This window comes from Phenylobacterium sp. LH3H17 (assembly GCF_024298925.1).
GTDB lineage: Bacteria > Pseudomonadota > Alphaproteobacteria > Caulobacterales > Caulobacteraceae > Phenylobacterium.
The window spans coordinates 2,257,764-2,270,519 of the sequence record NZ_CP101283.1 but is presented as its reverse complement, the minus strand read 5'-3'; the positions used below and the strand labels follow the sequence as shown (position 1 = coordinate 2,270,519).

19 protein-coding genes and 1 tRNA gene are annotated in these 12,756 nt (G+C 67.1%); 13 read left to right on the top strand and 7 right to left on the bottom strand.

All coding sequences use genetic code 11. The features are described 5' to 3' along the window. Positions 1–42 precede the first annotated feature (42 nt). The 4 genes from plsX (at position 43) to M9M90_RS11245 (ending at position 2,916) form a co-directional block, all read left to right on the top strand. Entirely contained in the window at positions 43–1,089 is a 1,047-nt protein-coding gene (gene plsX / locus M9M90_RS11260) for a phosphate acyltransferase PlsX (RefSeq protein ID WP_256549196.1), read from the top strand. Beyond that, positions 1,090–2,070, top strand: coding sequence for a beta-ketoacyl-ACP synthase III (locus tag M9M90_RS11255; protein ID WP_254833331.1), 981 nt, complete (start codon positions 1,090–1,092; stop codon positions 2,068–2,070). It begins immediately after the preceding gene. A 119-nt stretch (positions 2,071–2,189) separates the two neighbouring features. Beyond that, the gene (locus M9M90_RS11250; protein WP_056734135.1) at positions 2,190–2,492 is read left to right on the top strand and encodes an integration host factor subunit alpha; all 303 of its coding nucleotides are present in this window, start codon (positions 2,190–2,192) and stop codon (positions 2,490–2,492) included. 13 nt (positions 2,493–2,505) lie between these two features. Continuing rightward, the gene (locus M9M90_RS11245) at positions 2,506–2,916 is read left to right on the top strand and encodes a MerR family transcriptional regulator (RefSeq protein WP_254833330.1); all 411 of its coding nucleotides are present in this window, start codon (positions 2,506–2,508) and stop codon (positions 2,914–2,916) included. On the opposite strand, the gene M9M90_RS11240 is transcribed toward M9M90_RS11245, so the two are convergent. Continuing rightward, positions 2,913–3,386, bottom strand: a complete 474-nt coding sequence (locus tag M9M90_RS11240) for an SRPBCC family protein (RefSeq protein ID WP_254833329.1) — start codon at positions 3,384–3,386, stop codon at positions 2,913–2,915. The two genes, M9M90_RS11245 and M9M90_RS11240, sit on opposite strands and share 4 nt — an antisense overlap. Before the next feature lie 77 nt (positions 3,387–3,463). Between M9M90_RS11240 and M9M90_RS11235 the strand changes: the two genes are divergently transcribed. Further along, positions 3,464–3,540, top strand: a tRNA-Pro gene (locus M9M90_RS11235). A 20-nt stretch (positions 3,541–3,560) separates the two neighbouring features. On the opposite strand, the gene M9M90_RS11230 is transcribed toward M9M90_RS11235, so the two are convergent. Next, a complete protein-coding gene (locus M9M90_RS11230) occupies positions 3,561–3,761 on the bottom strand; it encodes a DUF2842 domain-containing protein (protein ID WP_254833328.1) in 201 nt (66 codons plus the stop codon). A gap of 34 nt (positions 3,762–3,795) precedes the next feature. Then, positions 3,796–4,044 (bottom strand): GlsB/YeaQ/YmgE family stress response membrane protein, encoded by a 249-nt coding sequence (locus M9M90_RS11225; protein ID WP_254833327.1) that lies wholly within the window; start codon positions 4,042–4,044, stop codon positions 3,796–3,798. Between the two features lie 143 nt (positions 4,045–4,187). Between M9M90_RS11225 and M9M90_RS11220 the strand changes: the two genes are divergently transcribed. Then, positions 4,188–5,219, top strand: a complete 1,032-nt coding sequence (locus M9M90_RS11220; protein ID WP_254833326.1) for a COX15/CtaA family protein — start codon at positions 4,188–4,190, stop codon at positions 5,217–5,219. Here the strand turns inward: M9M90_RS11220 and M9M90_RS11215 are convergent. Further along, positions 5,216–6,649, bottom strand: a complete 1,434-nt coding sequence (locus M9M90_RS11215; RefSeq protein WP_254833325.1) for an alkaline phosphatase PhoX — start codon at positions 6,647–6,649, stop codon at positions 5,216–5,218. The genes M9M90_RS11220 and M9M90_RS11215 overlap by 4 nt on opposite strands. 214 nt (positions 6,650–6,863) lie before the next feature. Here M9M90_RS11215 and rplM point away from each other — a divergent pair, with 214 nt between their 5' ends. The 5 genes from rplM (at position 6,864) to msrB (ending at position 9,848) form a co-directional block, all read left to right on the top strand. Continuing rightward, positions 6,864–7,337, top strand: coding sequence for a 50S ribosomal protein L13 (gene rplM / locus M9M90_RS11210; RefSeq protein WP_254833324.1), 474 nt, complete (start codon positions 6,864–6,866; stop codon positions 7,335–7,337). A 5-nt stretch (positions 7,338–7,342) separates the two neighbouring features. Continuing rightward, the gene (rpsI, locus tag M9M90_RS11205) at positions 7,343–7,813 is read left to right on the top strand and encodes a 30S ribosomal protein S9 (protein WP_254833323.1); all 471 of its coding nucleotides are present in this window, start codon (positions 7,343–7,345) and stop codon (positions 7,811–7,813) included. Between the two features lie 91 nt (positions 7,814–7,904). Next, entirely contained in the window at positions 7,905–8,882 is a 978-nt protein-coding gene (gene argC, locus M9M90_RS11200) for an N-acetyl-gamma-glutamyl-phosphate reductase (RefSeq protein ID WP_254833322.1), read from the top strand. Continuing rightward, positions 8,879–9,316 carry a GNAT family N-acetyltransferase gene (locus tag M9M90_RS11195; RefSeq protein ID WP_254833321.1) on the top strand — a complete coding sequence of 146 codons (438 nt, stop codon included), beginning with the start codon at positions 8,879–8,881 and terminating at the stop codon, positions 9,314–9,316. The genes argC and M9M90_RS11195 overlap by 4 nt, the downstream gene beginning before the upstream one ends. A 43-nt stretch (positions 9,317–9,359) precedes the next feature. Beyond that, positions 9,360–9,848 carry a peptide-methionine (R)-S-oxide reductase MsrB gene (msrB, locus tag M9M90_RS11190; RefSeq protein WP_254833320.1) on the top strand — a complete coding sequence of 163 codons (489 nt, stop codon included), beginning with the start codon at positions 9,360–9,362 and terminating at the stop codon, positions 9,846–9,848. On the opposite strand, the gene M9M90_RS11185 is transcribed toward msrB, so the two are convergent. After that, entirely contained in the window at positions 9,845–10,384 is a 540-nt protein-coding gene (locus tag M9M90_RS11185) for a TetR/AcrR family transcriptional regulator (RefSeq protein ID WP_254833319.1), read from the bottom strand. The two genes, msrB and M9M90_RS11185, sit on opposite strands and share 4 nt — an antisense overlap. A 74-nt stretch (positions 10,385–10,458) precedes the next feature. Between M9M90_RS11185 and M9M90_RS11180 the strand changes: the two genes are divergently transcribed. Both M9M90_RS11180 and M9M90_RS11175 read left to right on the top strand, forming a co-directional pair. After that, positions 10,459–10,851 (top strand): hypothetical protein, encoded by a 393-nt coding sequence (locus M9M90_RS11180; RefSeq protein WP_254833318.1) that lies wholly within the window; start codon positions 10,459–10,461, stop codon positions 10,849–10,851. A 22-nt stretch (positions 10,852–10,873) separates the two neighbouring features. Then, positions 10,874–11,263: a nuclear transport factor 2 family protein gene (locus M9M90_RS11175; RefSeq protein WP_254833317.1), complete on the top strand. Its 390-nt coding sequence runs from the start codon at positions 10,874–10,876 to the stop codon at positions 11,261–11,263. Here the strand turns inward: M9M90_RS11175 and M9M90_RS11170 are convergent. Next, on the bottom strand, positions 11,260–11,802 hold the full coding sequence (locus tag M9M90_RS11170; protein ID WP_254833316.1) for a hypothetical protein: 543 nt from the start codon (positions 11,800–11,802) through the stop codon (positions 11,260–11,262). The two genes, M9M90_RS11175 and M9M90_RS11170, sit on opposite strands and share 4 nt — an antisense overlap. Continuing rightward, positions 11,799–12,752: an alpha/beta fold hydrolase gene (locus tag M9M90_RS11165; RefSeq protein WP_254833315.1), complete on the bottom strand. Its 954-nt coding sequence runs from the start codon at positions 12,750–12,752 to the stop codon at positions 11,799–11,801. Before M9M90_RS11165 ends, M9M90_RS11170 begins: the two co-directional genes overlap by 4 nt. Between the last annotated feature and the right edge of the window lie 4 nt (positions 12,753–12,756).

The window sequence follows — 12,756 nt, the reverse complement described above, 5'->3', positions numbered from 1 at the left end:
GAAGCTTTCCGGCGCGACCGCCGCGAGGGGTGAAGCGACGCCGTGACCAAGTCCCTGGCCATCTCCATTGACGCCATGGGCGGCGACCACGGTCCTTCCGTGGTGGTGCCCGGCGTGTTGCTCGCCGCAAAGGAAGCGCCCAACCTCAGGTTCATCCTGCACGGGGACGAGAGCGCGATCCGCACCCAGTTCGGCGCGACGCTGCCGGACCAGGTGGCGATCCGCCACGCCGACCGGGTCATCGCCATGGATGAAAAACCTGCCCAGGCCCTGCGCCGTGGCAAGGGCACCTCCATGTGGGCCGCGGTCGAGGCGGTGAAGACCGGCGAGGCGGTTGCGGCGGTCTCCGCCGGAAACACCGGCGCCCTGATGGCGATCTCCCTGCTGCTGCTGCGGATGAGCGTCGATGTGGACCGGCCCTGCCTGGTCGTGGGCTGGCCCGGAACCAGGGGAATCACCACGGTGCTCGATGTGGGCGCCAATGTGGACTGCGACGCCGAGCGCCTGGTGGAGTTCGCCATCATGGGCGAGGCCTTTCATCGCGCCGCTCACGGGGTGGCCAAGCCGACCGTCGGCCTGCTGAATGTCGGATCCGAGGACATGAAGGGCCACGAGGAGGTCCGCCAGGCCCATGCGATTCTTCGCGGCGGCCAGTTTGACCTCGACTACCGCGGCTTCGTGGAGGGCGACGGCCTGTCGCGCAACGTGGTCGACGTGGTGGTCACCGATGGCTTCACGGGAAATATCGCGCTGAAGACCGCCGAAGGCACGGCCCGTTACCTGGGCGGGGAGCTGCGCGCGGCGCTCACCGGTAGCACCCTATCGAAGCTGGGAGCCCTGCTGGCGCGCCCGGGCCTGTTGAAATTCCGTGAGAAACTGTCCCCCGATGCTGCGGCGCCATTGCTCGGCCTCAATGGAGTGGTGGTGAAGAGCCACGGCGGCGCAGCGGATCGCGACATCGCCGCGGCGATCCGCATGGCGTCCAAGTTGGCGCAAAGCGACTTCGCAGCGGAGATCGAACGGAATATGACCCGGCTCACCGCCGCGGTGGCCGAACATCAGCCGCCGGCCGTCGATGGAGCCGCCTGAGTGACGAAAGTTCTGCGTAGCGTTGTGACCGGCGTTGGCGGCTATCTGCCCGACGAGGTGGTCACCAATGCCGATCTGGCCAAGTTCGTCGACACCAGCGACGAATGGATCATCGAACGGACCGGCATCCGCCAGCGCCACCGCGCCGCGCCGGACCAGGCGGTGTCGGACTTGGCCGTGGAGGCCGCGCGCCGCGCCCTGGTCGCGGCCGGCAAGACCGCCGCCGATGTCGACCTGATCGTGGTCGGCACCACCACCCCGGACCTGACCTTCCCGGCCGTGGCCACCATCGTCCAGCGCAAACTGGGCTGCCCGATCGGCGTAGCCTTCGACGTCCAGGCGGTCTGCTCGGGCTTCGTCTATGCGCTCTCGGCGGCGGACGGCTTCGTGGCCCGCGGTCGCTCGAAGTGCGCCCTGGTGATCGGGGCGGAGACCATGACCCGGCTTATGGACTGGACCGACCGCGGCACCTGCGTGTTGTTCGGGGATGGGGCTGGCGCCGTGGTGGTCGAACCGATGGAAGGCGAGGGGACCACGGCCGACCGTGGCCTGCTGGGCTTCGCCCTGCGCGCCGACGGAACCAAGCAGGACCTGCTCTACGTCGATGGCGGGGTTTCCACCAACGGCCAGATCGGCCACCTGCGCATGCAGGGCAATCAGGTGTTCCGCCACGCCGTGGTGAACATATCCGAGGCCGTGTTCGCCGCGGCCGCCGACGCCGGGATCGAGGTCTCCGACGTCGACTGGTTCATCCCCCACCAAGCCAACCAGCGCATCCTGGAGGGCGTCGCCAAGCGCGTGGGCATCAGCCATGACAAGGTGATTTCCACGGTCGCCGAGCATGCCAACACCTCGGCGGCCTCCATTCCCCTGGCGCTCGCAAAGGGGGTCGAGGACGGCCGTATCAAGCCTGGTCAGATGCTGCTGCTGGAAGCCATGGGCGGCGGCCTGACCTGGGGCGCCTGCGTCATTCGCCTCTAGGCCGAGGCCCATTGCTTGGGCGTGCGGACAATTGAACGCTTGAAGCCTTTGACTTGATGCGACAATCAAGTCATGACGGAAGCCTAGACCAGTATGGATTGTTCGAGGGCGGGGGCTCCATGAAGGGCGCTACGGTGACACGGGCCGACCTGTGCGAGGCGGTTCACGAAGAGGTGGGGCTGACCCGCCAGGACTGTTCCGAGCTGGTCGAGCGGACCCTGGAGCTGATGGCCCAGGCCCTGGAGCGCGGGGAGCAGGTCAAGCTCTCGGGATTCGGCGTCTTCCAGGTCCGCGCCAAGCGCGCCCGTATGGGGCGCAACCCCAAGACCGGCGAGCCCGCGGCCATCGAGCCGCGCCGCGTGATAGGCTTCCGGGCGTCCCAGGTCATGAAGGCGCGGGTGGACCGCGCCCTGGCGAAGTGACGTAGGGCCCCCAGTGGCCAAGGGCCCCGACGCCTTTCGGACCATCTCTGAAGCAGCTGAAGAGCTGAACGTGCCGCAGCATGTGCTGCGGTTCTGGGAGACCAAGTTCTCCTTCATCCGCCCCATGAAGCGCGCGGGCGGTCGCCGGTTCTACCGGCCCCAGGACATCCAGGTGCTCCGCGGCGTGCGTGGCCTGCTGCACGACCAAGGTTATACGATCAAGGGCGTGCAGAAACTGCACAAGGATCAGGGGCTGAAGCGCCTGCTGGACGCCGCCTCGGGCGCGACGACCGCCCCCGCCGCCAGCTACAATCTTGATGCGGGCGCCGATCGCCTGAGCGAGGATGGCAGAGAGCGCCTGCAGGGCGCCCTCGACGACCTGGAAGCCGCCAAGGCGCGGCTGGACAGGCTCTTGAGCCGCTAGACCCGCCGCACGAAGTCGGCGAAGGCGTCCAGGATCAGCGGCCAGCCGTCTTCCGATGCCATTTCCCGGCGATAGTCGGCGGCACCCTCGCCATGGCGTTCAAAGCCGGCATGGGTCAGGCGCACGACCGTCCCGTTCTCGCCGTCCGGGGCGAAGGCGACCTCGACCTGGCTGGCCTGATCGGGGTCGGGCTGTGGGGCGCTGTCGGGCCCGATCTGCCAGAGGAAGACGATGCGGCGGCCGGGCTCGATGGCGACCATCCGCCCCCAGTCCACGTGAAAGCCTTCCGGCCCCAGCTCGTAGCAGAAATCCCCCGGCGCGGCGCCCAGGGCGATGGACTGCAGGCCGTCGGGGCCGGAATAGGTGTATTCCTCCGGCCACCATTCGCTGAATGCTTCAGTAAATAGCGCGAAGGCGCGATCCGGCGGAACCCCGACCGTCACCGTTTCCTCGATGGGCAGGCCGCTCATGATCCCCTCCAGGGCCAGCGTCGATTTTCGCCCTTGCCCTGCCGTCGCAAGCGTCTAGAAGGGCCGCTCGCCGATGTCGGAGCGTAGCGCAGCCTGGTAGCGCACTTGACTGGGGGTCAAGGGGTCGCAAGTTCGAATCTTGTCGCTCCGACCATCGGCGATTTCTCAAGCGCCCTATTGCCGGCCGCGGTTCATCCACGAGATGAGCGGCAGGATCGGAACGCCCCAGGCCAGACCCGCCACGGCGTAGAAGCCAAGCTGCGCGGCCCAGTGGGCCGGAAGGCGCTCGCCGATCATCACCACGGCCCAGGCGTAAAGCGCCAGGAAGCCTACAATGCCAATGCCGCCGATGAATTTCCTGACCCGTGCGCTCATGGGGTCGGGTATAGGCGCCCGACCCCATCGCGGTCTAGCGGCGCCTGATCATGCCCACAATGAACAGCAGGATGATCGCGCCCAGGGTGGCGATCACGAAGCTGCCGATCCAGCCGCCGAAGTTTATGCCGAGCAGACCGGCCACAAAGCCGCCCAGCAAGGCGCCGACCACACCGACCGCAAGGTTGGTGAGCAGACCGTGATTCCGCTTCATGACTTTCTCGGCGACCCAGCCGGCCAATATGCCGATCAAGATCCAACCGATGATTCCAACGCCGCTCATGCTTTAGCCCTCTCTGAAGTCCAGGTTGGCGTAATGCGGCGCCGCTTGCCGGGTTCCAATCGCGTGCCCCCTGTGGACTGCGGGCCTGAAGTCCGGTAGCCGGTCGCCGTAAGAACGCCTCGAACCTACACGACTTTTCCCCCATGACTTCCTTCCTCCGTTCCGACCGGTCCGCGCCCGTCGCCATATGGCTGTTGATCGTCGCGGCCATGGTGCTGGCCATGGTCGTGGTCGGCGGGGCCACCCGTCTGACCGACTCAGGCCTGTCGATCACCGAGTGGAAGCCGGTGACCGGCGCGATACCGCCGATGTCGGACCAGGACTGGTCGGAAGAGTTCGCCCGCTACCGCGAAATCCCCCAGTACCAGCAGCTCAACCAGGGCATGACGCTCGCGGCGTTCAAGTCGATCTACTGGTGGGAGTGGGGCCATCGGTTTCTGGGCCGGTTGGTCGGCGTGGTCTTCGCCGTGCCTTTCGTCTGGTTCCTCGTGCGCCAGCAGCTGCCCAGGCGGCTGGTCTGGCGCTGCGGGGGCCTTTTCGTTCTGGGCGGCCTGCAGGGCGCGGTCGGCTGGTGGATGGTGGCCAGCGGCCTTTCCGAGCGGGTCTCGGTGGCGCCTGAGCGGCTCGCGGTGCATCTGGGCCTGGCCTTCGCCCTGCTGGGCGGCCTGATCTGGACTTCGCTGGACGCCTGGGCGGGTTCGCCGCGCCAGACGATCACCGGGCCTTGGACGCGGCGGGCCTTCGCCCTGATCGGGTTGATCTATCTCCAGATCTTGTTGGGCGCCCTGGTGGCCGGCAACGACGCGGGGCTCGTCTACAACGATTGGCCTATGATGAACGGCGCGCTGGTCCCCAAGGACTATGCGGGCGACGGCCTCTGGGCGACCCTGGCCCATAGCCAGGGCGCGGTGCAGCTGCATCACCGGCTGGCGGGCTATCTGCTGGTCGTGTTCGGGCTGGCGATGGGGATCGGCGCCTGGCGCTCGCGCTACCTCAACGACGACTCGCGGATCATCGCCCTCGCGGTCGCCGCGACCATCGGCCTGCAGGCGGTCCTCGGGATCGCCACCCTTATGCTTGGCGTGCCGATTTGGCTGGGCGTTCTGCACCAGGTCTTTGCGGCCTTGGTGCTGGCCCTGGCCGTGGCGTTCGCTTGGCGAGTGCGCCGGCCCTAGGCCTTGAAACTGTCCCACGGCCCCGTGATCGCGAGCGTGCAACCGGGCGTGTAGATGTTGACGAACAGGGTCGAGCCGTCGGGGGAGAAACAGGCCCCCGCCAGTTCCGAGGCGCCGCGCACCTTGCCGGTCCCCATCTGGGCGTTGCGACCCATGGCGTAGACCTGACCGGCCGGTGTGATCCCGCGCAGGTAGTTGGTGCCGCCCTGCTTGTCCTCGCAGGCGATGATGTGCCCCCAGGGGGCGATGACGATGTTGTCGGCCATCTCCATGAATCGGATGTCGGAGGGTTCGACGAAGAGTTGCAGCCGGCCGGGCCTGTCAGTTTCGCCGGGGCGACCCTCGTCGGGACTCGGCACATAGCGCAGCACCTGGCCGTGGAACTTTGGGCCACCGCTGGTGCAGGTGAAATAGAGTTCGCCCTTGCCGAAATGGATCCCTTCGCCGCGGGCGAACCAAGAGGCGCCGGCCGCCTTGCCGCGCTGGCGCAGGTCGTTGTTCGGATTGTCGACGCCGTCGAGGTCGATCCAACGGACGGTCTTCCAGTCACCTGGTTTCCAGAACACGTCATCCCAGTTGCGCACATCGCCTCCGTCGGTGACCGCCAACGCCTGCAGCTTTCCGCCCTCATGAGGATTGCGACTGTCCTTGGGCAGGTAGCGGTAGAACAGGCCCTGGCCGTCGGTCTCGTCCTCGGTCATGTAGATGACGCCCGTGCGCGGATCGACGGCGCACGCCTCGTGCTTGAAGCGCCCCATGGCCTTGATCGGAACCGGGTCGGCCAGGCCGCGCAGCCTTGACGGAACCTCGAAGACCCAGCCGTGATCGAGCTTGCTTGACTCGCCTGCGCGCAGCTTCACCTCCTCGCAGGTGAGCCAGGAGCCCCAGGGGGTAACGCCTCCGGCGCAGTTGGTGGTCGTCCCCGCCAGGCTGAGATGGTGGGTCTTCAGTTCGCGCTTCTTCATGTCGTAGACGAGGGTGGTGGTTCCGCCGCCTAACGGCAGGCCCTTCAGGTCGGTGTCGTAGAACCGGCCGGCGGCTAGCTTGGACGCCAGCGCGCGGTCGGCGCCATAAGCGGTGATCTGCAGGTCGCGGGGCGGGGGGCTGATCTCGTGGTTGCGGACCAGGGCGACCTTGTTCCGACCGGCCGGGAAACAACCCATGCCGTCCATCTTGCCGGGGGTCATGAAGCCGTCGTCCATGGGGTCGCCGGTCTTGGAGATCACCTTGTAGGAAAAGCCCTCCGGCAGGTCGATAAGCCTCGCCGGGTCGCGCTTCAGCGGACCGTAGCCGGTCACCTCGCTGGCGTAGCCGGGGGCGGAGAAGCCGTCCGCCTCCGGCGCCGCCTGGGCGTATGCCAGACGCGAGAGCCCGGCGAAGGCGGCGGTGGCCGCGGCGGCCTGGAGGAACTGGCGTCTGGACGCGGACATGGAGAATCCCGGCTTGGCTTGATTGGGCGGTCAGACCATAGAAGTGCGACAGCAGATTGACACGGTATTATAATACCTATTCCTCCAATCCGTTGCTGGGTAACGCTTTGCGCGCAATCTCACGCCGACAACTGTTGACAGACGCTCACGAGCCACGTACTAGCGCGCCTCTCGTCGGGATCGATCGGTCCCGCCAACCTACGGACCGTTCCCCATGATGAAGACGACGGCTTCGCTGAAGCCCGCCGACGTCACGAAGAAGTGGATCGTGATCGATGCCGAGAACGCCGTCGTTGGCCGTCTCGCCTCGTTCATCGCCATGCGTCTTCGCGGCAAGCACCGCCCCGACTACACCCCGCACGTGGATTGCGGCGACTATGTCGTCGTGCTCAACGCCCACAAGGTGAAGTTCACGGGCAAGAAGCTCACGGACAAGACCTACTACTGGCACACCGGCCACCCGGGCGGCATCAAGGAACGCACCGCGGACAAGATCCTCGGCGGCAAGTTCCCCGAGCGCATCCTGGAAAAGGCCGTCGAGCGCATGCTGCCGAAGGAAAGCCCGCTGGCCCGCAAGCAGATGACGCACCTGCGCATCTACAATGCCGGCGAGCACCCGCACGAAGCTCAGAATCCCGAGACCATCGCGTTCGCCGACCTGAACGCCAAGAACGTGCGGAGCAAGTAAGCCAGATGTCCGACACTCAAGGCTTCGAGGCCCTGCAAAGCCTCTCGTCCAATCCCGATGTCGCTCCGGCCGAGCCGAAGATCGACGCCCTGGGCCGCGCCTACGCCACCGGCAAGCGCAAGAACGCGATCGCCAAGGTCTGGATCAAGCCCGGCAAGGGCAAGATCACGATCAACGGCCGCGACCAGGAAATCTACTTCGCCCGCCCCGTGCTGCGCATGATGATCGCCCAGCCCTTCCAGGTCACCGACCGCGAAGGCCAGTTCGACGTCATCGTTTCGGTGCAAGGCTCCGGCCTGTCCGGCCAGGCCGGCGCGATCCGCCACGGCCTGTCCAAGGCGCTCACCTACTACGAGCCGGGCCTGCGCCCGGTGCTGAAGCCGCACGGCTTCCTGACCCGCGACAGCCGCGTGGTCGAACGGAAGAAGTACGGCAAGGCCAAGGCCCGACGCAGCTTCCAGTTCTCGAAGCGCTAAACTCGCGCGCGAGCATTCGCGTTTGGAGGGGCGCTTCGGGGAACCGAAGCGCCCCTTCTGCTATCTGGCATCCGAGTTCAGGATCACGAGCATGACCAGCACTGTTTTCATCGACGGCGAAGCCGGCACCACCGGCCTGCAGATCCGCGAGCGCCTCGAGGGCCGCGGCGATCTGAAAGTGGTCTCTGTCGATCCGGCCAAGCGCAAGGATCCGGACGCCCGCGCCGAGCTGCTGAACGGTGTCGATGCGGTGATCCTGTGCCTGCCCGACGCGGCGTCCAAGGAGGCGGTCGGCATGATCACCTCCAACTCTGTAAGGGTGATCGACGCCTCGACGGCCTACCGGACCGCCTCGGGCTGGACTTACGGCTTCCCCGAGATGGCGCCGGACCAGCGCGCCGCCATCGCCGGCTCCAAGCGGGTCAGCAATCCGGGCTGCTATCCGACCGGCTTCATCGCGCTCACCCGTCCCCTGGTCGAGGAAGGGGTGATCCCGGCCGACTGGCCGATCACCGTCAACGCCGTCTCCGGCTATTCGGGTGGCGGCAAGGGGCTGATCGAGGAGTTCGAGGGCCCGGCGCCGGAAGGGACGAGCGACGCCTTCCGGACCTACGGCCTGACCCTGCAGCACAAGCATGTGCCGGAGATGCAGCTCTATGGCGGCTTCGACCATCCGCCGCTGTTCGCGCCCTCGGTCGGCCGCTACGCCCAGGGGATGATCGTCGAGGTGCCGATACAGCTCTGGGCCCTGCCATCCAAGCCCAAGCCCGAAGACCTGCGCGACGCCCTGGCCAGCGCCTACCGCCGGGAAGCCTTCGTCGAGGTGGCCTCCGACGAGGAGACCAAGGCTCTGCAGAAGGCCCGCGCCGGGGCAGGGGGCTTCAACGCCCAGCTCGATCCCGAGGCCCTGAACGGCACCAACAAGATGAAGCTCTACGTCTTCGGCAATCCCGAGACCGGCCAGGCCCGCCTGGTCGCGCTGCTGGATAACCTGGGCAAGGGCGCCTCTGGCGCGGCGGTGCAGAACCTCAACCTGATGCTGGGCCTGCCGGAGGCCTCGGGTCTGTGAGCCTGCGTAGGGCGAGCCTGGCAGATGCCGGCGCCATCGCCCGGCTGCACCGGTTCACCATGCAGGTCTCGCTGCCATATCTGCCCGAGCTGCACACGCCGGAGGAGGACTTCTGGTTCTTCAGCGAACGCCTGCTACCGGAATGCGAGACCTGGGTGGTCGAGGTTGGCGAGGCGATCGTGGGCTATGTGGCCTACAAGGCCGGTTGGATCATGCATCTCTACGTCCATCCCGAGCATCAGGGGGCTGGGGTCGGCGCCATGCTGTTGGCCAAGGCCCTGGAGGACCGGACCTCGCGCCACCTCTGGACCTTTCAGCAGAACGCCAGGGCCCGGCGATTCTATGAGAGCCGCGGGTTCAAGCTGGTGAAGCTGACCGACGGCGCAGACAACGAGGAAAAGACCCCTGACGCGCTTTACGCGTGGGAGGCCTGAAGGCGCCTTGCATCCGCCATCTGGACCCGGCCGTATGTCGGCCATGATCCTCGACAGACGCACCTTCCTGCTGGGCTCCTCGGTCGCCGTGACGGGCGTACCGGCGCTCGCCCTCGCCGCCACGGCCGATCCATATGCAAGCTCGCCTTGGCGTAAGATCACCGACGCGGAGTGGAAGAAGCGCCTCGACCGGGGCGCCTACAACGTCCTGCGCCACGAGGCGACGGAGATGGCCGGAACCAGTCCGTTCAACAAGGAAAAGCGCCGCGGGACCTATGTCTGCGCCGGCTGCGCCCTGCCGCTGTTCAAGTCCGAATGGAAGTATGAGAGCGGCACCGGTTGGCCCAGCTTCTACACCGCCATCAAGGGCGCGCTCGGCAAGAAGACCGACTATGGCCTCGGTATCCCGCGCACCGAGTACCATTGCGCCCGCTGCCTGGGCCACCAGGGCCACGTCTTCCCCGACGGACCGCGCCCCACGGGCCTGCGCTACTGCAACAACGGCGACGCCCTGGGGTTCATCGCGGCCTAGGGACGCTCGAACAGGGCGCTGATCGCGTCCAGGGCCGCGGTCTCGATCGCGGCGCGGCGTGGATCCATCACGGTCGGCTGTCCCAGATGCGCCCAGTAGACGAAGGCGGCACGACTGGCGGCGACGTCGCGTTCCACACCCGCCGAGACCAGCAGTTCGGCGATGTAGTCCACCCGCCGGACGTCGACCGACGCCACGACGGCGGCGACTTCCCTGTCCTCCGCGGCCCAGGACCTGACCGCACGGTCCAGCCTGCGCTCGCCGCGAAATCCCCGCCTCATGAGGTCCTTGAGTCGGTCTGGCCGGGCTTGGCTGGCCTCCAGGTCCTCGATCACCTGCTCGGTCATGCGTTGCTGCCAGAGACGCAGAAGTTGCGCCCGAAAGTCGGCGATATCCTCGAAGTGCCAATAGAAGCTGCCGCGCGACACCTTCAGGCGCGTCGCCATCGGCCCCACCTTCAGGGCGTTGGCGCCGCTGCGGGCCAGGGTCCGCAGGCCATGTCTGATCCAGTCGGACTTTGTCAGGCGTTCGTTCATCCACTCACCATACACAAGTGTATTGACCAACGGCAAATGGCCTGCCACATCAGTCCATACAGAGGTGTACGGTCATGGACTGGCAGGACGTCGCCCTAGGGGCGGCCGGGTTGATCGGCAGCGGGGTCGCCGTGTTTCACGGGGTCCTCACCCAACGGCTGATGGTCGTCCCTCTCGAAGAGACGTCCGACAGGCGCCTGTCCGCGCCGATCCGGCGGCTCGTGCCCGTCCTGCTGCATCTCAGCACGGTGAGCTGGTTCGTGGGCGGCCTCGCGCTCATCGCCGCGTTCTGGTTCAGCGCAGAGGCCAGGCTCGTCACTGGCATTTTCGTGGGCGGCCTTTACCTCTACGGCGCGATCGGCAATTTCTGGGGAACGCGCGGCCGTCATCCAGGCTGGATGCTGCTGGCCGTCGCCCTGGTTCTGATGGTCGCCGGCCTCATGAGCCCCGGCGCGACGGGCTCTTGATGAACCACGGTGGAGAAACTCGATGCCGATGACCGCCCTTGACGGCTGGCGCAGCTACCTGAAGACCCACGATCACGCGGCGCTGCGGGAGTTGCTGCATCCCGATGCGGTGTTCGAGAGCCCCATCGTCCACACGCCGCAACGCGGTCGCGACATCACTTTCAAGTACCTCACCAGCGCGGGCCAAGTGCTGGGCGGTCCGGGATTCCGCTACGTGGGCGAATGGCTCAGCGACAATGGCGCGGTCCTCGAGTTCGAAAACGAGGTCGAAGGCGTCAAGATCAACGGCGTCGACATCATAACCTTCAGTGACGACGGTCATCTGATCACGCACTTCAAGGTCATGGTCCGCCCGCTCAAGGCCATCAACCTGCTGCACCGGCTGATGGGCGAGCAATTGGCCAAGACCTAGGAGCCGGGCGCCAGGTCGAACTCCACTCGAAAATGCCGCTCGGGCCTGCGCAGTTCGTAGGCGAAGACCTTCCCAGGCTCGACTTCCATCGCCCAGACGTTGGTCACCGACACCGCCCGGTTCTCGCGGACGAACAGGTCCTTGGAGAACCGATCCACCGGGAACTCCTGGCGTGACGCCGTACCCGGCGTCGTCGTATCGCCGCCGTACTGGCTGACGGCGTCCTCCGTCCCATCCGCATGGCGATGGTCGTGCTTCAGGCGCAGGCCCGTATTGACCCGGGTCACGACCCAGGTGCGCGACCTGTCCTCGCCCACGTGGAAGGGGATGCGCACCTCGTTGGCGCTGCAGGTGGTCACGTGCATCACCAACGCCTTGCCCGCGAAGGCGGCGTCGGCCGGGTCGGTCGTAGTCACCCGGCCTGTAAAGCTCTTGCCGCACAGGGCGGTCAGGCGCGCGAAGAACGTCTCCTGCGGCGTCGCCGCCTGGGCCGGGTCGGCCAGCAGCATCATCAGGGCGGGGAGGGCGAGGGCTCTCATGGGGTCTCCAGAACAGGGCGCGGCATCGCCTTCAGCACATGGTCGACGGCGCGGACCACCGCGTCGGCATGGGTGAGCCCCAGCAGGGTGGCGTGCTCGGCGTCTGGCACGTTCTCATACCAACCGGCGCGGGAAGCGCGCTCGGGCGCGCGGCGGGCGATGTTCCACTCGGCCATGCGCGTGGCGTCGCCGGCGGTGACCACGGCCACCGGCCACGTGGGATCGAGCGAGACCGCCCCGGCTTGGATCGAGCCCTGGGTCCAGGCCAGGACCTCGTCGGCGGCGGTGCGGGTGTGTCGGCCCGAGACGAACGCGTGCTTTTTCTCCGCCGCACCCTGGGGCGGCAGGCCGATGCGGTCGCCGAAGCCGTAGGCGATTCGGATCATGCCCAGGCTCCCGGCCACGGCGGTGATCCGGCCCACCGTGCGCACCCGCGACAGGAACCGCTCGGCGCGCGGGTCGCTGGTCATCTCCGGGGTGGTGGCCTCGAGCAGCACCAGACCCGCGACCTTGTCGCGGTTCCTGCCGGCGAACAGCCGCACGTGTTGGCCGCCCATGGAGTGACCCATGAGGATGAACGGCCCGCGCTCGCCCGAGGCGGCGACCAGCTTCTCCAGGTCTGCGACGATCGCGGCGCTATCGCGCGGCTTGGGGCCGGGATCGGAGAAACCAAGGCCCGCACGGTCATAGGCGCAGGATCGCAGCCCGCGGGCGGCAAGCTTCTGCTGCACGGCGGCGAAGTCGGCGGCCAGGCCCCAGGCGCCAGCCTCCATCCAGACAACGGGGAGGGCGGACTTCGGGCCCTTGCAGACCAGCCGCAGCTTGCGCCCACCGATGTCGACGAAGATCCCGTCGGGTTTGAACGGCCCGGCCGCGGCGACCACCGCGAACCCCGCGCCGATCCAGAGGGCCAGGAGTACGCCCAGGCCCACCAACAGCAGTTTGATCATGAAC